We start from the raw sequence: 19,653 nt of genomic DNA, 5'->3' as shown, positions 1-19,653 counted from the left end.
CAGTTAGCTCGAAAAATTAAAAAGAAAGACATCCTTAAAAGTGCTAAGAATACCTTGTTTTTTTTGAAACTATAGCTTGTGCAACGGTTACCCTTGTTGTAGGTAGTGTTTTCCAGTTAAAAGAAAAACCAAATAATCCATGATTAAGTAGGGACATCTGACATCGTTTATTCTTATTTTATAAAATGGGTGAATGGTTCAAATTATAGTTAATACTTAATCATTATATATAGGGGTTACTAACTCTATTTCTTGTTGTTTCCCTTTGAGAGTAATATTACCAACAGATTTAAATTCTGTATCTAGAAATTTTTGATCAATTTGTTTCATTAAATTATTGGATAGTAATATATCAGTGTTCATTTCGTTACAAAGTGATTGTATCCTAGAAGCCGTATTTAAAACATCTCCAGAATACACAATTTCTCTTTTTACAATTCCCATTTCACCAGTAATAACATGACCAAAATGCAAGCCAGCTTTAAACTGAGGTTGTACGTTATATTTTTCATCGAAATAATTAGATTTATCTTTTAGTAGCGCTGTCATTTTATAAAAACAGCTAATACAATGTGCTCTATTAACGCCGTTCTGTGTCAACCAAGTAATCACAATTTCATCACCAACGTATTGATAAATTTCTCCCTGAGTAGCTAATATTGCAGGAGTCGCTATACTAAAGGTGTCATTTAAAAAATTGAAATAGCGCTCCTCACCAAGTCGTTCTGCAATAGTAGTAGACGACTTTAAATCCATAAACATGAAAATACGCTCTTCGCGTTTTGGTCTTAAATATTTTCCTTTTAGAAAATTGACGAAGGTAATAGGACCAAACTTATCTCTGATAAATAAAAATAAAATGGTCATAAAAGTAATAACAAGCCAATAGATATAGTTCGTCAAAAAAACCAGATTAAATCCTTCTTTAAATTTAAGTGCAAGGACCTCTACATTCATGGTTTGATTTGTGTTGTTCAGCTTAATCATTCCTTGTTCTAAAGTGAATAAAATAAAAAACATCAAAGAGTAAAACAGAATAATGAAAAACATGGCTTTGAGGTAAGCCATTCTTCTCAGCCAACGCTCCCAAAGAAATACTAAACTGACTCCAACAAATAAACCTGCAACAATAATAACAAGAATACCCAATACTATTCCTTCATTAAATTCTACAGAATCCTTATTACTGGCATAGGTTTCAAAAAATCTAAATAATCGTATTAAAGTCCAGACTAAGGTTATCCATAAAACGGTTATTATTTTTCCTTTAATGCTATAATGTGAAATTTTTTGTCTTAGGCTTGCGAATATACTCATGGATGATTTTTAAGAAGTAAAAAAATAAAGCGTTCAATGATAAAAATACTAATTTTAGAATTAGGGCGTTATGCTACTTTTCGATAGAGTTTAGTTATTTTTGATTTTTTTTGACTTGTTACGTCCATTTATTACATTGATTAAAGTTAATGATATTTTAGTGTTTACTTCTTTATTTTAATTACTATTTTTCTAGGAAAAAACCACCTAAAACAATTAATAACATGAATAAACAGTATGTTATTTAAAATTCTCAGTAGTAGTAATTAATCAAGATAGATGATTTTAAATACATGTAAATTAATTCACATTACTTACAACGGGTCGTATAACAAGTGTAGCTTGCCGTAGGCAGCTATGATTTGTTATACATTGTGCCTGTTGCACAAGTCTAATATATTGAATAATTACGTATCTTACGTTATGCAAGGCAAGAAAATCTATCAAGAAAAATTATTTAGCAATTTTCAGTTAAGTGATCGTATTCCAAAGCAGAACTTTTATCGTCGTTTATTAGCAGTTTTAGACTTGGATTATCTATATGAACTTACCAAAGGTATCAAGCAAACGGACAAAGTCATGCTCATGGTAGCTATTGCTTATAACTTAAAGAAATACCTGAAATTCATTACAAAAACGGCAAAAAGTTGAGCAAACTTGCTTGACGCAACCATTTTCAATATAAAGTCATTATATAAACACTATATCTTTATTGTAAGTGGTGTTTATTTTAGAGTTATATAGTTAAAGCTAAAAAGAAAGACATCCTTGAAAGCGCTAAAAATGTCTTGTTTTTTTGGAATTATAGGCTTGTGCAACGGTTACCGTTGTTGCCCACAGTTATTTTTCCATTCGGCTAAATTCAATTCGTTCGGATTTACAATTGCCTAAATCAGTTTTTCCCCAAACATATTCAGTTATATTCTTGCAATCAATATAAATTTTTCCGTTTTTAATTGTCAAACTTTTAAGTTTCGGTCTTTCTGATGGTAGAAAGTTACTTTGTAATTCAGTAATTAATATTTCAGTCTCTCTAACATTAATAGTTCCACTTACTGACATTTCACGATTCTGTTTTTCAGCAAGAGTTTCTTCAGAGATGTCTATTGGCCATTCATCCAGAACAAAAAATTGTATTGAGTCCATTTCAGAACTAATCCAAAGGGCATAAAACAAATCATTATTTTCCGCTTTAAATTGTCCTCCATTTTTGAATTCCGCTTCCTTACAGTTTTGAAGAAATAAAGTCAGTAATAATAGCGGTAAAATTCGTTTCATATGGGGTTTGTTTTAATTGTGGGCAACGTATGAATAACAGGAATTCCTGTTATTTCCACTATAACTGGAGTTCCTGTTATTTCTAAATCATGTAATAATTCGCTTACTAATAGCGATTTTACACCCATAAATATAGTATTATTTTACTTACCAAAATATATCAAAGATCGTTTTTCCGCTTTTTAGGTATCGGAGAACCTACAGATTTACAACACTATAAACATCTATTAATCAAACAGAAAGTTACTTTAAAAACCAATTTCAAGAAACTAAAACGTATGGTTATAGATTTGTTTTTAGATTTTTTATTCCTTTGTTAGCACGTATCTGATCAAATAAATAGGCAATTTTTAAAGTTCTTCTGTCTCTATTTTTTTGTACTTTGCGATAGATACGCTCACCACTAAAACTACTATGTTTCGATAAGAAGAAGATATATTTAACATCCTTTTAGAAGCTGTTTATGAAGGTGTTATCATTGTAAATGAACAACAAAAAATTGCGGAAGCCAATGCTACCGCTGCAAAAATGTTCGGCTATTCGCGCGAAGAATTGATTGAGCAATCACTAGATATTTTGATTCCCCAGAGATATCATGCCGAACACGGAGCACATTTTAATAGTTTTATGAAACAGCGTGAAAGTCGCCAAATGGGACACGGACGCGATTTGTAAGGCGCCAAAAAAGATGGAAGTGCCTTTCCTGTAGAAGCAGGATTGAATCCTTTTACCGTAAAAGACCGTCATTATGTAATGGCATTAGTTATTGATTTACGGTTCGTAAACAGCAAGAAGAAAAGATTCAAGAGTTATATGCAGATTTAGAGCAATAAGTCATTCGACGCACCAAAGAACTTAGCGACACCATTGCTGAATTAGAAGCTGAAAACAAACTTCGTATTCAGGAAGAAAAAGACGCGAAAACAGCTTTAAAAAGAGAACAAGAACTCAATGAGTTGAAAACAAAGTTTTTATCCTTGGTGTCTCATGAATTCAAAACGCCGTTGAGTAGTATTTTGACTTCTTCTATGCTTTTAGGAAAATATAAACTCACCGAACAACAAGCCAAACGTGATCGACATATCAAAATCATTTCTGATAAAGTTCACTATTTAAATAATATTTTGAACGACTTCTTATCGGCTGAAAAACTTGAAAAGGGAAAAGTAAATTATAAACTGAGTACCTTCAAAGTAACTAAAGTAGTCAATGAAGTTGTGTACAATGTCAACATGCTTTTAAAGGATGGACAACAAATAAATTATCCCAAAGATATTGATGGGTTTTCATTATATCAAAATGAAAAAATCATTGAATTGGCATTATCCAATTTAGTGAATAATGCCATTAAATAATCATCAGAAAATACCATTATTGACATCATTATAACCCAAAATAATACCACTACCACTTTTAAAATAAAGGACAATGGTATTGGGATTCCTGAAAAAGAGCAAAAAAATATATTCAATCTTTATTTTAGGGCCGAAAATGCACTTTTGGTGCAAGGAACAGGAATTGGGTTAAACATTGTAAAAAGTCATTTGGAAAATTTGAAAGGAAGTATTTCCTTTGAAAGTACTGAGAATATAGGCGCTACATTTACCTTTAATATACCCAACAAAGCTACTACCGCATGAAAAGAATCTTACTTGTAGAAGATGATACCATTCTAAGAGAAAATACCGCAGAGTTATTAGAACTTGCCAATTATGAAGTGATTGCAGCACCTAATGGGAAAATTGGCGTGGAAAAAGCCTTGGCAAATACTCCTGATATTATTGTCTGTGATGTTATGATGCCCGAATGGGATGGTTATGGTGTATTACAAGCGTTGTCTAAAGAACCTACCGCGAAATATATTCCATTTATCTTTTTATCTGCCAAAACGGAGCGACAAGATATTCGCAAAGGAATGGACTTAGGCGCAGATGATTATATCACCAAACCATTTGAAGAAGAAGAGCTCACCAATGCTATTGAAAGTCGTATTGCAAAAGCTGTTGTTCTAAAAGAAGAACGTGAAAATCATGTGCAAAAAGAAGATGAAAATCAACTGCGAGATCTGAATGATTTGAAAAATTTTTTTGATGATAATGGCACTATTTTCAACTTTGCAAAAGACGAAATTGTCTATGAAGAAGGACATAGCTCTAATTATATTTACCTCATTATCAAAGGTGTTGTAAAATGCCACAAATTTGACGAGCAAAGAAAAGAATTGACAACAGCTTTGCATAAAGATGATGATTTATTTGGTTATACATCTTTTACACAAAATACGCCCTACCATGAAACAGCTACAGCAATACAAGCTACAGAAGTTGTGGGACTTTCTAAAAGTGAATTGATAGATGTATTGGATAAAAACCATAAAGTTACCTTAGAATTGATTCAGTTATTAACTGATAATATTTCTGGCATCAAAGAACAGTTACTGCAAATGGCATATAGTTCTGTACATCGAAAAACAGCTACTACGATTTTAAAGTTTGCCGAAAAACTTAACCGTAATCCAGAAGATCCTATCAAAATCTCACGAAACGATTTGGCAAGTGTTGCCGGAATTGCCACAGAAACATTGATTAGAACACTTTCACGCTTTAAAAAAGAAGGCATTATAGAAATTGAAGATAGAAATATTAAAATTGTAGATTACAAGCAATTATAGGAAATGTACTAATCTGCATAAGTTTCCTTGTGATATGACCAATATCATTTTTTAAAAAATTGCAACTGTTTAGATTTGTCCGTAAAGTCAGATATAAACATGAAAATCATATTATTACCCACAGGTTTTTCAGAGAATTCATGGAATGCCATTGTACATACGCTTGAGTTTCTAAAAAATACGATGTGTAATTTTTATGTACTACACGTTGCCGATGAAGCTGCTAAAGCTGAAAGTAAAATGCAATTTCAAGAATTGCATGCCCGAATTTCTTTAACATTTCCCAACAATCAGAATCATCATTTTTATACACTTATACACCATAATTCTTTTACAGAAGCTGTACGTGTCCAAGCGGAAGACAAAAAGATTGATATGATTATTATGGGTGCAAAAGGTATTACAGGCGAACAATCAAATGTAATGGGACATTATGCCGCAAATGCAATTAAAAAGTGAAATACAAATTATTAATTATACCAGAAAATGCGCGTTACAAAGTATTTGATGAAGTAGCATTTCCTACCGATTTCACATTGGCTTCTGACATTCAAACCTTAGCGCCAATCAATACATTTTTAGATAAAAAAAGAACTGCACTCCGTATTTTACATATCAATAAAGTAACGCATCATTTAAACCAACAACAGGAAGCAAACAGAGCGCTTCTAGAAGATTTTTTAGATGGCTGCGATTATAGTTTTCATTTTTTATCTAACTGAAATATTAAACTGCTGTAGAAAATTTCATCAAACGAAAAAGTATTGGTTATCGGATTGACCTCAAATGTATAAGCTCGTAAAAAATTTGAGCTAAAACTTAAAGAAGAGTTGGAAGCGCGCGGCAGTGAAGCGGTTAAGAGTTTAACCTTATTTGATCCTTCGTTACGAACAGAAAAGATGACTACTGAAGAATTGAAAGCTATTGAAAATGGTTTTGATACAATTTTATTGACAAAAGTTATTGGTGTAGAAGATAAAATTCAATACAAAGAAAATTATCAAGGATACGATGAAACATATAGAAAGTTTAGCAACGAATATTTAATGTATCAAGATATATATTACAATCCTGATTATTATGAATCGTATTCGGTATATCACTCAGAAACTTCTATGTATTGTATTTGTCCGACAAAAGACAGAGAATTAATTTGGAAAGGATACATTGATATTATCGATCCAACTTCTATTGAAGTATCCGTGACAGATTATGTGTATATGGCGATTGCTGTTTTGGAACACGAACAATTAATTAAGTTAAAACCTGATACCAAAGAAGAAGACGAGACAAAAGAAGAACTGATCAATTAATTTATAGTTATGAGAATTTTTTCCTGGATATTGATAATGCTTGTTGTTGCAAGCTGTTCCGCAATTAGGCAAAGTGAAAGCTGGAAAAACCCTTAAATTACTACTTTTAATCCCAAAAATGTATTGGTTGTTGGTGTAACGCCTGATTTTGAAGCACGAAGCAATTTTGAATTTGTTTTAGCAAGAGCTTTAAACGCTCGAAATATCAATGCTATTCAAAGTACTGTCGTTTTTGAAAAATTATTTCAAGATGCTACAAAAACGGAGGAAGAGATTGAAGCGCAAATCAATCAATTGTTGACGGTTGGTTATGATACAGTATTAATTTCTTCTGTAAAAGGAATAAAAGAAAATGAATCGAGAAGTGGCGCTTCTCCTCAGTTTGATTATAATTTGCAGCGTTTTCTTGGCGGATATTTAGCTTCTCGCGATGATTATTTTAGTCAGGATGATTATAAAAATATAAAATATTCTATGTCGAAACTGCCATTTATAGTTTGAAAAAAGATCAAAAGAAATCGCTTATTTGGTATGAAAAACATAATATCATTGACCCAACAAATATTGCGGAAGTCACTGATGATTATGTCAAAATCATTGTAAAATCTATGGAAGATGAAAAATTAATTTTCAAAAAGAAATAATATAAAAACAACAAAAGCTTCCCTTTCATAGAGAAGCTTTTGTTTTTAATGAAATTCCGAATATTGTTCGGCAACTTCTTCAAACACAACACTAGAAAACCATTCTGACATGAATGATCATCACTTTTTTTGTTTATAGCCCACACTACACATTAGAAGGGTTGAATTGAACGATTTATAAGGGTCTAATGCATAATGCAGGCTTAAAAAATAGCATGCATACTCCTGCTCCAACATTACATACAATGTTAGATAGAATCATTTTTTACTATTTCTTATATGATTGGACTCGAATCGATAAGAACTGTTGATTCGAATCTGAGAGTTATTTGTAATTGCTTACACCAATGCCATCATAGCTTCAGGTGCAATGCTAACTTCTTTTAACTGTACTTTTTCATCAAAAGTAGGTTGTTGAGAAGCATTTTTCTTAAGTGCCACATAGCACTTGTAATTCATGTCTAAAAAGATTTCTTGTAAGACATATGAATTGTTTTCAATTTGTGCCATTTCTTCTTTGACCTCAAAGCTTTTTAATGGAATGGACAAACCTCTTCCATCCGCTTTTATCACAGCTTCTTTTTTCGTCCAGTATTGATAAAATGCATCTTCTTTTTTAGGTGCATTTACTACTTCTTGCCATTCAAAAGGTGTCATATAATCTTTAAAATCGTTGATATTTACAGGTGCAATTTCTTCAATATCAATTCCCATATCCGCTCCATCAGATAAGACACAAATCGCCATGTCTTTGGAATGAGAAATATTGAATTTTAGATCGTGATTTTTAAAATACGGTTTTCGGTATTCGGTATAGGCAATTTCTAGCATGTCTGCATATTGCGGAAACTTGGTTTTAATTCCATGTTCCAATAACAAACGTCCTAATAGTGATAATTGCGCATCTTTCCAGTTGCGAAAACGAAGTATTTTTTCTCTATAGCTTTGAGGTAACACAGGTAAATACCTACGTAACAAAGCCTTGTGATTTTCTTCTGACGTATAAGTATAAAATATGTGTATCATAACTCGTTGTTTAGTTTTTAATTCCGTATACAATCGCTACAACTGCACCTCGGGCACAGTTTATAATTCCGACGTCAGTGGCTACTTCCGTACTTCGCGCACAAACGCCTCCGTAATGATCTCCAAAGCCAAATGAACCCCAAACAATTTTATGATCGGTCCATTCTTGCTGAAGATTAGGTGCTACATAGTCAATGGATTGATGAAATTCTTGTGCTAGGAAATTCTTTCCAGAAAATGCCAATTGTATGGCTTTTTCCCATTCTTCATCCGAAGCAAATTTTCCGACGAAAACATCTATTCCTTGAAATCCTAGGGCATCTTTAATCACCATTTTGTCTTTATGTTCTCTTAATATGTTTTCTACAGATTGCATTTTGCCCGCATAACTTACCTTTTTATCTGCAATTGCTGCAGACCAAGGAATGTGTTTCAAAATGAGCGCATTGTCTTCTTCTGAAAATGCTTTTTGCTGTGCGAGTTCGAGCAATATTTCTAAGTTTCGCTTGTCTTCATTCATTCCATGTGTAAGATTGTCTGGAAAGTAGATTTCATCCATGATAAAAGCTCTAAATACATCTGGTTGAATTTCATCGTCTTGTTCTGTTTTAAAGGCAATGACCCCGTGCATAGGAGCATCACCACAGTACAATCTTCCGTGCTTCATGACCAAAGAAGAAAATCTTCCTGTGTGTGAGCGTCCTTTCATTCCTTTTTTAGCAAGCTCTTCATTTAATAGATTGTCAAAGAATGTCAGTACGCGCTTTTTTATTTCTTCGTTTGGAATGTGTCCTACACCAAAAAATACATTAACCTCTTTATCGGTTGGCTTGACGTGCTTGATTACATTTTCTACCAAAAATTTGATATAGACCGCTTGCGTGTCTGGCGATTCGTACTGAGAGGCCGTCACTGGATCATCCAATTGTGGATGACATTTTCGAATCATTTCCTCTAAGACTTGTACTTGCCAGCCTCCGACCGTAGAACCTACGTTGACTTCTAATAGTTTAAAACCATCTTCTGCATAGGTTAAATCCAATCGGCAGCCAACATCTATATTTTTTTGATGACAAAGCATTGCAAATTGTGTCAGCATTGCATCTCCTTTAAAATAGAAGTCTGCGATGCGTTTTTCGTCGTTTTTAAAATACAATTCGGGTATTTTTCGTATCAATCTTGGAATACGCGCTGAGAGCTGTTTTAATGTAGCTACCTGTTCTTCTTTAAGAATGATGGGCCATGAACTTACGGGATAATCAAAGTTTTCCAAAATGCTCGATACGCCTTGTGCTTGTGGTTTTACTACTGCTGGTATATCCTTAATACGATGCCACTCAAATTGTTCGTGCCTTCCGGCCAAGATGGTATTTTTTGTTAATGGTTGAATGAGTGTTTGTTCCATAATATTTTTTTAATGTCTAGTGTGTTGTTTTATATACTATTATGACTACTACTTCATCTTACGGAAAATAGAATCGTAAGAGCAAGTCATGTTGCGTCCAAAAAAGTCACAATATTTGGCGTCAACTAAATAGCTTTCGTCTGTATCTTGAATGAATTGATTTATTTCTTCTTGCTTGATATCACTATCTTCTACAATTAGATAATCTCCTTTTTCCATGAACTCGTGGAAATACTTTAATACGCCATATACATTTACATGCGCATCTTCAATAAGCATCCAAGGATGTGGAAGTTTCTCCAAAACCTTCGCTTTCATATACTTTTCAATTTCATTACAATCGCCTTTTAGGAAGGTAACGCTGTCGTATTTGATTGCTGGTTTTACAAGGTCAAAAGAAATGATTCGAGTTTTTAATCCATACGAAGCCATTAAATCTGCCATCCATATTGCGCCACCACCAGTACCTGAACCTATTTCTATGATGGTTTTGGGTTGTAATTCCCAAAGTAACATTTGCGTGATTGCTAAATCATGTACCGTTTTGAATAGAATAATGTCTTTCCATTTTAAACATTCAAAAGATCCTTGACTTAGAATAAATGCTCCATCACGATCTGGCTTTTTTAAGAAGTTAAGATCTACATCGCTTTCAATAAGTTCGTTAGGTTTTATACGCATGTCATACGTTACGTAGCGTCCATAATACCAATTGACTATTTGCGATAAGAACGCTTCTATTTGTTCTCTCGGCGCAAAATCTTCCATAAATGAAATGATCGCTTGCATGTCTTTGTCCCAGGGAATCTTCTCTAGATTTACAGCAAAGCGTTGCAGTACATTTTTAATGATATGATCACTAAAAATGGGAACATTTCTTTGTGTGAGCATTTTCTCTGACCAAGCCAGTGAGAACTTCTCATAAATCTCTTTGAGCTTTGCACCGTCTAATTTTCTTATGGTCTTTTTTGCATACGATTGTGCTTCTATTATGCTAGTTGTTTCCATTGTTTACTTTTTTTGGTTAAACGTCTATTTATACCGAATCAACCATAATATGCGACATATAAACTCGTTCATTTGGCAGTGTAGTTTCTAAAGTCACATTTTATAGTAGATTTGGTATTAAATCATCAGTACATGAGCTTTTGCTTTTGGGTGTGCTTCATATACAATTGCTTCCACAGCGCCTTTTGCTGAGTTAATAGCTCCTGAAGTGTTTTTGAGTGACGACATTCGTACCCAAACACCTCCATATCGATCTCCGAAACCAAAGGCGCCCCAAACTAGTTTGTGTGGAGTCCAAACATTTGCATCATCTGGTGCTAATAGGTCTACGGAATCACAGAATTCTTGTGCCACATATTTTCCTCCTGAGACGACTGTTTCAAGAGCATTTTTCCATTCTTCTTCTGATAAAAACTTGCCGATGTATACATCTTCACCCTGCATTCCATCAGAAAGTTTTACCACAAATTCATCTTTGTTTTTTGCAAGTAATGGAAGTAGCGGCTGCGATATGCCTTTGTAAATGACATCCGTTTCTTCTACAATTTCTGTCCAAGGAACATTTTTAAGAATGAGTTCATTTTCTGCGGCAGTAAAAGCCACAGCATGTGCCAAACGACGTAATAATGCCAAACTTCGCTTGTTCCCTGTACATATATTTGCTAAGTGATCTGGGAAGTACACTTTGTCCATGAGCAACGCTCTAAATAAATCGGGCGTCATGCCGGTAAGATTGGCATCAGGAGTGATGACACAGTGTATCTCTTTTCCTTTGTAATACAAGGCATTATTTTGGAATTTTAAAGATTCTTTTGTGTCAATAAATACAGCTCCTTGTTTGTGACTTCCTGCAAGTTCTTCATCTAATAAATCGTTATAAAATTTTCTTTCAATTTCTTGCCATGTTTTATCTGTATCGGCTTTTCCTAAAAGAAAAATGTTGATTTCATTCCCAGTCGCTTTAATTTGGTCTACAATGAATTTTATATAAATATTTTGGGTCTGTCTCGCAGTATATTCTACTCCATTTGTCCCTGCTAATTCCTTGTGCATATCTTCCATTAACGATTCAAAGTTTTGGAATTCCATTCCACCTATTGAAGATCCTACATTGACTTCCAACACTTTAAAACCATCTTTGGTGTATGTTAAGTCTAAACGACTACTTACAGGTGTTTTCTTTTGTACGCACAGTAAAAAGAACTCTGCAATTTGCACATCTCCATCAAAGAAAAAGTCTGCAATGCGTTTTGGATCGTTTTTAAAGTACAATTCTGGCACTTCTTTGAGTAATCGTGGAAGTTCGATCGTAACACGTTCTAACTCATTGGTAAGCTTTTCAGTAAGTATTACTGGCCATGCTGATATTGGATATTTAAAATCTCTGAAAAATTCAGGTACTAATTCATTATCTGGGTTTAAACGATAGTCATAGGCTAGTTTTTCTTCTTTCATAAAACTATCATAGCTATCAAATAAAATTGTGTTTTTCATTTGTTTAATTTTTAGTGATACAATAGTTTAGAAAGGAAATACTTCCCAGTACAAGAAGTAACTTGCTATCAAAAGATTTGAAAATATAACAGAGAACAAGATGCTTCTGTCTTTTAGTTTTTTCATACTCGCAAAGAAATAGAGTGTTGAAATGGCTAATACCACAACAAACGCAATCATAAGCATGAATAAGAAATCGTAACGCTCAGGCAAACCGAAAGCTAAGGCAAACATGTTTGTTCCTGAAGTATCTAATAGTGCAAAGGTCAATCCCACGAAAGTGATGACACCTAAAGTAGAGGTCACAATATTCATGATACGAATGACTTTGTCTGATAGTTGCATTTTTTGTTGTTTTGCTAAGCGAATGCCATGTGCAATGATGAACGAAATCATCAATCCGATTGCTAACGCAATTGGGAATAGTAATAAAGGATCTAATTGACTAAGCGCCGTTCCCATATTGGCAACTCCTTTATTAGTAGTAATTCCCTGTACCATCGCAATGCTAGCATCACTTTCAAATACAGACGCTTCTGGTGCTTTTGACGGATCGTTTACGAAACTTGTTACCACCTCATCTCCTATAGCAGATATACTTGGTACATGTCCGTAGGTGCTCGCTTCTACTTTGTAGCCGTTTTTGAACTTTTTTACGATGGCACTTCCGTTAGCCGCTGGTGTGATCGGATCAAATCCGCCTGCAAATACTAAGACAGGATACGATGCTTCTTTTAAGTTTGATAGGTTGTGTTGTACGAGTAACGAATCTGCAGCAGCGCCTTTCCAAGCATCACAAATTTTAAAGTCTGATTTATAAAAGGCCAATCCACCTGCTAATTTGCTGTATTTTGCAGCATCTTTTTCAAAGTCTTTTACACTGTTATTCGGAATGGTTTCGTTACAGCTTACACAGTAATACATTCCAAAATCCATTGCCAACATACTAGAGAATGACGGAATGAGATTTCCTAAAACCGTTTCATTTCTATTTTTAAATTCATTGATTAATAACGGCAATACTTCTACCAATTGCTTGTTGTACAGCGCTTGCTGAATGGCAATTTTAAAATCTTCTGAATTAAAGGTAAATTCACCACTTTCTAAAAAGTCTTTAGAGACTGGAACTGTTAATGGATTTTCTTTTAAATCTGCAATGACATCATAGTACATTGCTTCTATATTTGGATACGACGCGTTGCAATCAGCATCATTTTCACATGCCGCAAATACTTTTGATAAGCTTTGCATGTAGTTGCTTGTATTTTTCTCATAATACTCGTTGATGTCTGAGATTGAAGAATCTAAGATCAGCGAAGTTATGTCTTGTGGAAACATGCTTGCGTATACTTGCGACATGTAGGTTCCATATGAAACGCCGTAGACATGCCACTTTTTGTATGATAAAGCATCTTTTAATGCGTGAATGTCTTTTGCAATAGACGCACTGTTGTACGCTTCAATATCAATTCCTCTATCAATCAAGCTTTCTTTGCAGTCTAGCACGGCAGCTAGTTTTTGTACTTCATCTTCTGCTGATGATTGATCTTTGGCTAAGATTTTGAAAAATTCTTCTCCTAAGTCTTTACACAAACGCGGCTTGGACAATCCTGTTCCTCTGATGTCAAATAAAACCACATCTTTGGTTTCGCGCAGTGGATGATCTAACCAAGACCAAAGGTTTTCCACACTTTTTTCTCCTGGACCACCTGCAATAAATACAACGGCTTCTGCATTTTCGTTTCCTGCTTTGTTTCGTAATACCGAAACCGCTAGTTGGATTTTACGCGCTTCAGGCTTGTCCCAATTTTCTGGAACTTTCAATCCGCCCCATTTAATGTTCTCTTTGTTTAACGATTCTATATGTTCGTAAAAAGAACCTGTTTCTTCAAATGTTACATTTTGAGCATTCGCAGTATTGAAGATAGCTGCGATGAAAAATGCTACGAATACAATGATACTATTTCTTTTAGGATTCATGATTTAATAATTTTCTATTTGTTAAGTTGTTGTGTTAAAAGTTAAAGTCAATGTCTACGACTTCTTGTTGTTCAAAATCTAAGCTGATGTCATATTCATGAATGGCAGCGTCTATATTTTGAAGTACTTGTTGTAGTAGTTTTTCAAATTTTAGAATGAGTATTTCGAATGTTTCTTTGTGATATTTGCTCATGTCGTATAGAATACAACCGTGTAAATAGTCTCTATCTACTGAGAAATCGATTAGCATTGGCAATCGGTTGAATTCTGCTATGGCTGGTTTTGCTACGAGTTTTAAGCTTTCTGAAATATCTATTTCACCATAGTTGAACGATTGGTTTTGCAATACCAAAATGGCTTCGAAACGCAATGTGTTCAATACTTCTTCTGGTACATCTTGATGCGAATCCACGTTCATCAGATTCTCATGCATGTATTTCAGGAATGTTGAATACGATGTTTCAGGTGTTACTTGTGTTCGTAACGGTAATGTTTTTACAAACATTCCTAAGTGTTTGTTAAGTTCTGAGAATGTTCGCCCAGAGTTGATTGTTCCGACACATAAATCATCTTGACCGTACATTTTGTAGAGTAACGTGTTGAACGTTCCCATCAAGAGTGTATGCATGGTGACTTTGTTTTGGACCGCCAATTCGTTCAGCGCATCAAAGAACGAACGCTCCCATTTGAATTGGTAAAACTCTCCTCTGTAATTTGCTTCTGCGAATTGATTGTCGTATGGTACCAATTGTTTCCATTGATATCCATGAATGTACTCGCTCCAGAATTCCGTATTGACTGCTAATTCGTCTTGCTCTTTTTTGTTTTGCCATTCCACAAAGTCTTTGAACTGGAAGGCTAATGGCTCGTCCGCATAGGTTTCGCTGGCTGCAATAGCGCGGTAACGATCGGTTGTTTCCTGAATCATTAATTCTAACGACCAGCCGTCCATGATGACGTGATGCGTTGAGAATACCAAGCGATCTAATTGTCCGTCTACTTTGAAAACAGCAATTTTGATGAGTAAATCATCTGCTAACTTGAACTCGGAGTTTGTGTAACGTGTTAGAGTTTCATCAAAAGCTTCAGCTGTTGTTGCTACTTCATCTACATTGAACACTACATCCTCAAATGGTTTTATTTTTTGATAGGCATTTCCATTGTGTTCTACAAAGTTGGTGCGCAAAATTTCATATTTGTTCACCAATCCTTTGAATGCTTCTCGGATGATGTCTATATCAATGGTTCCTTGAATTTCATAAGTTGAGAACATGTTGTACGCAATTGATTTTTCCGCTTGAAGCGATGCCAACCAGATTGCATATTGTGGAAATGTTACTGGATAATATTCTTTTTCTTCTGCTAAGTGAATGACTTGCTTTTCTGCTGGTGCGCGACTGTCTAATTGTTTTGCTAAAGAAATCACATCTGGATAGTCGAACATGTCGTGTAAGGTTAAGCGATGTCCAAATTCCTTTTCGATCAATCCGATCAAGCGAACGGCGTTGAGTGAATGTCCTCCTAACATGAAGAAGCTAGTGTCTATGCTGAAATCTTCTTCTGTTTTTAGTATTTCTTTGAAGAATTGGTATCGTTTTTCTTCTGTTTCGTTTGTTGGCTGATTTTCCGCTTCTGCAACTCCTGCGATTTTTAAATCTCTATTGGATAATGCTTTGCGATCTACCTTTTTGTTTGGTGTTAATGGGAAACTATCTACAGGAATGATCGCATTTGGAATCATGTAGCCTGGTAATTGTGTCTTTAGACTTTCTGTGATTACTTTTCCATCAAAACTTTTTTCATCAAGCATCATCACATATGCAACTAAGACTGCTTCATCTTCTACCATTTTCTTTACGACAACAGCATCTTTGATCGCTTGCATAGCGTTGAGTTTGGTTTCAATGTCACCTAGTTCAATTCGGAAGCCTCTAATTTTTACTTGGAAATCGTTTCTTCCTAAGAATTCAATTTCACCGTTTGCGGTCCATTTTCCTAGGTCTCCTGTGTTGTAGATGCGTTCGTTGGCATCTACTGGATTTTCTATGAAACGTTCTGCCGTTAAGGCTTCATTTTTATAATATCCTTTCGCCAAACCGTCACCACCAATATAGATGCTTCCTGCTGCGCCAATTGGTAAAGGCTGTAAGGCTTCGTCCAAAATGAGGAATTCTGTATTAAATATTGGTGTCCCAATATTGGATGCGTCTGCTGCTTTTTCTATTTGCTTCACGCTAGACCAAATAGTCGTTTCTGTTGGTCCGTACATATTCCAAAGACTGTCGCAAGTATCTAGTATTTTTTGTGCTAATGCTTTTCCTAATACATCACCTCCGCATAAAACTTTGAGCGAAGCATCACCTGTCCAACCATCGTTGAATAGCATTTGATAGAAACTTGGTGTTGCTTGTAATATGCTTGGTTGTACATCTTGCAATGCACTCATAATGTGTGCTGGATTGCTAAGCGTTTCTTTGTTGGCAACATATAAAGTCGCTCCAGCCATTAACGGCGCAAATAATTCCAAAATGGAAATATCAAACGAAATTGTCGTTACAGAGAATAGCGTGTCTGACACTTTGATTTCAGGACGCTGAATCATGCTTGATAGGAAATTGAATAGCGACTTATGCCCTATTTCAACACCTTTTGGATTTCCTGTCGACCCTGACGTGTAAATGATGTATGCCGAATCTTGCGGTGTCACTTTTGGTAACACTTCGCTTGCATCTTTTGCTTCCAACAATGCCGCAGCATCTATAAATGTTGAAGCACTGATCAACTCTTTGTACGCTGCATCTCCTACAATTCCGCTGACATTGCTATGCTTGATGATGTATTGCAATCTTTCTTTAGGGAATGAAGGATCTAGTGGAATGTATGCACTTCCTGATTTCATAATTCCTAACAATACTGCCACTAAATCCGCTGAGCGATCCATCAATACTGCGATTGGTGCTTTGGATGCTACAAATTCTTGTTGCAACGCTTGCGCAATGGTATTAGATGTAGTTTCTAACGCTTCGTATGTGTATGCTTTTGAAGCATCTTTTACGGCAATTTTGCTGTCGTAGTTTGTTGCATTGTTTGATACAGCATCTAATACAGTTTCATCAGTTGGCAACGCTACTTTTGTATCATTGAACGCAACAAGTTGTGCTTGTTCTTCTGCTGATAAATACGTGTAATTAGCTAGTTTTTCCGTAGGATCTGCAATGATATTTTGTAATAAGGTATCTACATGTGCCACTACTTGTGAAATTTCTGCTTCATCAAAATAGTTGGTGTTGTAGTCAAAGTCAATGCGAATATCCGCAGCATCGTCAAATTCACGAATGTATAATGCTAAGGCAACACGTTCTGCGCCATGCGTCATTGGAATTACTTCTGTCATTGTATTTGCAAAATGATCCGAATAGTTTTGCTTTTCATACGACAATGTAATGTTGAATAACCCGTCTTTTTCGTGGAATAAGTCTAGCTCTTGTACCAATTTCCCCAAAGGAAAACGCTGATAACGATAGTCTTGACGTAATTGCTGGCGAATTTGTTGTACGAATGCATCAAAAGAATCTTCTAGATCCAATTGCATACGCAGTGATGAAATTCCCATGAACAGTCCAACTGTTTTTTTGAATTTTGCTGACGATCTGTTCAATACTGGCAATCCAATAACGATGTCATTATTTTGATGCTTGCGCGCAAAGTACAGATTTAATGCCGCCAAAATCGTATGCAATGTCGTTGCCTTGCATGCTTTGGATACTTCTGCTAGTTTGTTGTATACTGCACGTTTTAAGACCAATGTTTTACGATCACTTTTGTTGCTGTGTACTGTTGGGTTTTTACGCTCAAAAAGTGCATTTGGCAAGGTTTTGAATTTGTCGGTCCAGTACGCTTTGTCATTTTCATAGGCTTCTGAGTTTTCGTAGTCAGCGTCATTTTCAACAAAAGCTTCATAGCTAAATGGATATTCTGACGTAATTTCTCCAAATTCGATCAATTCATTGTAGTTTTTCACTAAGCGCTGAAACATCACCGAAGTTCCCCAACCATCCACAATAATGTGATGATATTTTGAGTACAAGTGATACGCGTTTTCAGCAACTTTGATCAGTACAAATTTGAATAGTACTTCTTCTGCAGTGATGTCGAAAGCTATTTTAAAATCGCTATGCATGTATTCATGCGCAAGAGTTGCTGCATTGGCTTCTTGGGAGAAATCAATGAATTCCAAAGGCTTGTTACAGCTAGGCATCATGGTAATTTCTGTTGCCAATAAGTTTCCTTTTAAGATGCTTCTGTACGCATCGTGTTGGTTGATCAGTGCAATGTATGCTTGGCTCATGATATCGTGATCGATGTTTCCTTCGATACGAATATTTGCGCCAATATTATATATAGGTTCGTTAGGATATATAAGCTGCTCAAAGTATATATCCTGTTGTGGAAGTGTAAGTTTCATAATAACTAATTGTTTTAAAAGTTCAATAGAAATAAAGACTGTTGGTCAGTCATTTCAGAAAAGATTGTTTTATTTCTGATTTGCCAGTGTTTGTTGTTTGATAGCATTTAAAGCGATTGAACTCCAGCTTTGCATTGTAGTTCCTTGCTGCTTTGTTAAGTCAGCAATCATAGTTTTAGCAAATTTTATATTGGTGATTGCATCATTTTTCATGATTTTCTAGTTTTGATGTTGTGTGTATTGTGTGTGTATTGAAGGAATGAGTACCTTCCTCAAGGTCTAATTAGAGGAAGATTCTAAATTGTTTTTAGTATGCTCTAAGCGCTGGGCTTGCACACATAAGTTCGTATGTATAATACTCTGAAGCTCGAGGAGCTAAACAGGCTTCTGAACGACCTTGAGTTATTGCTTTGGGAATTCCTCCTTTGCTTAAATACAAATTGAAGACATTCACTTTTTTTAATTTCAATTTCCCTAATGATCTTGTTTTCATGATTTTCTATTTTTGATGTTGTGTGTGTATTGTGTTGTGTGTGTGTTGTAATAGAATGGTTGGCTTCCTCAAAATTGATCTTCAAGGAAGCCCTTATAGAATGCCTAGCTTACTCTGCAGTTTGGAATACTAAATGCAGCTGGTGGTGCTGTAAGTCCAGAAGCTTTAATTCCACCATGGATTTCTTTTTCACTTAAGACAGATATTGACTTTTATTGAATTTTAAGGCTGTATTTTTTTTCTTGTTTTTCATGATTTTCTGAGTTTTGATTGTTAATTAATTTTTGGTGCGTTTAGTAGCAAAAGAATTGCTAGGTTCCTTTAGTATCTATGCTGGACTCTCTTTTGCTTTACACGGATCTTCTTTTGTGAGATTGCAGAGATCGCTTCCACAAACAAAATCTGAACCCGAGGCTGCTAATCCACCTTTGATTTCTTTACGATTTAATTCTGATATTGATTTTTTGTTCAATTCTAAGGACTTCGAATTTTTCTTATTTTTCATGATCTTCTAATTTTGATGGTTATTTTTTGATGTGTATTTTATCAATAGAATCAT

General features: G+C 34.9%; 21 protein-coding genes. 10 read left to right on the top strand and 11 right to left on the bottom strand.

From position 1 onward, the window contains the following. Positions 1-216: 216 nt before the first annotated feature. Positions 217-1,317 carry an adenylate/guanylate cyclase domain-containing protein gene (locus tag MK119_RS15675; RefSeq protein WP_290680497.1) on the bottom strand — a complete coding sequence of 367 codons (1,101 nt, stop codon included), beginning with the start codon at positions 1,315-1,317 and terminating at the stop codon, positions 217-219. Positions 1,318-1,740: 423 nt separating this feature from the next. On the opposite strand from MK119_RS15675, the gene MK119_RS15670 reads away from it, so the two are divergent. Next, positions 1,741-1,968, top strand: a complete 228-nt coding sequence (locus tag MK119_RS15670; protein ID WP_290680495.1) for a hypothetical protein — start codon at positions 1,741-1,743, stop codon at positions 1,966-1,968. A 189-nt stretch (positions 1,969-2,157) separates the two neighbouring features. Here MK119_RS15670 and MK119_RS15665 read toward each other — a convergent pair whose 3' ends face one another. Further along, positions 2,158-2,595, bottom strand: a complete 438-nt coding sequence (locus MK119_RS15665) for a hypothetical protein (protein ID WP_290680493.1) — start codon at positions 2,593-2,595, stop codon at positions 2,158-2,160. 435 nt (positions 2,596-3,030) lie between these two features. Here MK119_RS15665 and MK119_RS24360 point away from each other — a divergent pair, with 435 nt between their 5' ends. The 9 genes from MK119_RS24360 (at position 3,031) to MK119_RS15630 (ending at position 7,223) form a co-directional block, all read left to right on the top strand. Beyond that, complete coding sequence (locus MK119_RS24360) at positions 3,031-3,270, top strand: PAS domain-containing protein (RefSeq protein ID WP_366512829.1); 240 nt, start codon at positions 3,031-3,033, stop codon at positions 3,268-3,270. A 281-nt stretch (positions 3,271-3,551) separates the two neighbouring features. Further along, entirely contained in the window at positions 3,552-3,950 is a 399-nt protein-coding gene (locus MK119_RS24355; RefSeq protein ID WP_366512827.1) for a histidine kinase dimerization/phospho-acceptor domain-containing protein, read from the top strand. Positions 3,951-3,965: 15 nt separating this feature from the next. Beyond that, positions 3,966-4,235 carry a sensor histidine kinase gene (locus MK119_RS24350; protein ID WP_366512828.1) on the top strand — a complete coding sequence of 90 codons (270 nt, stop codon included), beginning with the start codon at positions 3,966-3,968 and terminating at the stop codon, positions 4,233-4,235. After that, entirely contained in the window at positions 4,232-5,266 is a 1,035-nt protein-coding gene (locus MK119_RS15655; protein ID WP_290680491.1) for a response regulator, read from the top strand. The genes MK119_RS24350 and MK119_RS15655 overlap by 4 nt, the downstream gene beginning before the upstream one ends. Before the next feature lie 99 nt (positions 5,267-5,365). Next, the gene (locus MK119_RS15650; protein WP_290680490.1) at positions 5,366-5,725 is read left to right on the top strand and encodes a universal stress protein; all 360 of its coding nucleotides are present in this window, start codon (positions 5,366-5,368) and stop codon (positions 5,723-5,725) included. Next, entirely contained in the window at positions 5,722-5,988 is a 267-nt protein-coding gene (locus MK119_RS15645; RefSeq protein ID WP_290680488.1) for a hypothetical protein, read from the top strand. The genes MK119_RS15650 and MK119_RS15645 overlap by 4 nt, the downstream gene beginning before the upstream one ends. 108 nt (positions 5,989-6,096) lie before the next feature. Further along, entirely contained in the window at positions 6,097-6,579 is a 483-nt protein-coding gene (locus MK119_RS15640) for a hypothetical protein (RefSeq protein WP_290680486.1), read from the top strand. Between the two features lie 123 nt (positions 6,580-6,702). Next, entirely contained in the window at positions 6,703-7,080 is a 378-nt protein-coding gene (locus tag MK119_RS15635) for a hypothetical protein (protein ID WP_290680484.1), read from the top strand. Next, complete coding sequence (locus tag MK119_RS15630) at positions 7,077-7,223, top strand: hypothetical protein (protein WP_290680482.1); 147 nt, start codon at positions 7,077-7,079, stop codon at positions 7,221-7,223. Before MK119_RS15635 ends, MK119_RS15630 begins: the two co-directional genes overlap by 4 nt. Positions 7,224-7,562: 339 nt before the next feature. Here MK119_RS15630 and MK119_RS15625 read toward each other — a convergent pair whose 3' ends face one another. The 9 genes from MK119_RS15625 to MK119_RS15585 form a co-directional block, all read right to left on the bottom strand. Continuing rightward, on the bottom strand, positions 7,563-8,249 hold the full coding sequence (locus MK119_RS15625) for a 4'-phosphopantetheinyl transferase superfamily protein (protein WP_290680480.1): 687 nt from the start codon (positions 8,247-8,249) through the stop codon (positions 7,563-7,565). Between the two features lie 10 nt (positions 8,250-8,259). Next, complete coding sequence (locus MK119_RS15620; RefSeq protein ID WP_290680478.1) at positions 8,260-9,654, bottom strand: hypothetical protein; 1,395 nt, start codon at positions 9,652-9,654, stop codon at positions 8,260-8,262. A gap of 48 nt (positions 9,655-9,702) precedes the next feature. Beyond that, complete coding sequence (locus MK119_RS15615) at positions 9,703-10,662, bottom strand: CmcI family methyltransferase (protein ID WP_290680476.1); 960 nt, start codon at positions 10,660-10,662, stop codon at positions 9,703-9,705. 117 nt (positions 10,663-10,779) lie between these two features. Then, positions 10,780-12,156, bottom strand: coding sequence for a hypothetical protein (locus MK119_RS15610; RefSeq protein ID WP_290680474.1), 1,377 nt, complete (start codon positions 12,154-12,156; stop codon positions 10,780-10,782). A 27-nt stretch (positions 12,157-12,183) separates the two neighbouring features. Beyond that, positions 12,184-14,136 carry an alpha/beta fold hydrolase gene (locus tag MK119_RS15605; RefSeq protein WP_290680472.1) on the bottom strand — a complete coding sequence of 651 codons (1,953 nt, stop codon included), beginning with the start codon at positions 14,134-14,136 and terminating at the stop codon, positions 12,184-12,186. Between the two features lie 34 nt (positions 14,137-14,170). Further along, positions 14,171-18,601 carry an amino acid adenylation domain-containing protein gene (locus tag MK119_RS15600; RefSeq protein ID WP_290680470.1) on the bottom strand — a complete coding sequence of 1,477 codons (4,431 nt, stop codon included), beginning with the start codon at positions 18,599-18,601 and terminating at the stop codon, positions 14,171-14,173. A 69-nt stretch (positions 18,602-18,670) separates the two neighbouring features. After that, entirely contained in the window at positions 18,671-18,814 is a 144-nt protein-coding gene (locus tag MK119_RS15595; protein ID WP_290680468.1) for a hypothetical protein, read from the bottom strand. Positions 18,815-18,908: 94 nt separating this feature from the next. Beyond that, positions 18,909-19,094, bottom strand: coding sequence for a hypothetical protein (locus MK119_RS15590; protein ID WP_290680467.1), 186 nt, complete (start codon positions 19,092-19,094; stop codon positions 18,909-18,911). 328 nt (positions 19,095-19,422) lie between these two features. Further along, positions 19,423-19,599, bottom strand: coding sequence for a hypothetical protein (locus MK119_RS15585; RefSeq protein WP_290680465.1), 177 nt, complete (start codon positions 19,597-19,599; stop codon positions 19,423-19,425). Between the last annotated feature and the right edge of the window lie 54 nt (positions 19,600-19,653).

Source organism: Kordia sp., from assembly GCF_022447245.1.
Taxonomy (GTDB): domain Bacteria; phylum Bacteroidota; class Bacteroidia; order Flavobacteriales; family Flavobacteriaceae; genus Kordia.
This window is presented reverse-complemented; position numbering and strand designations above follow the sequence as displayed.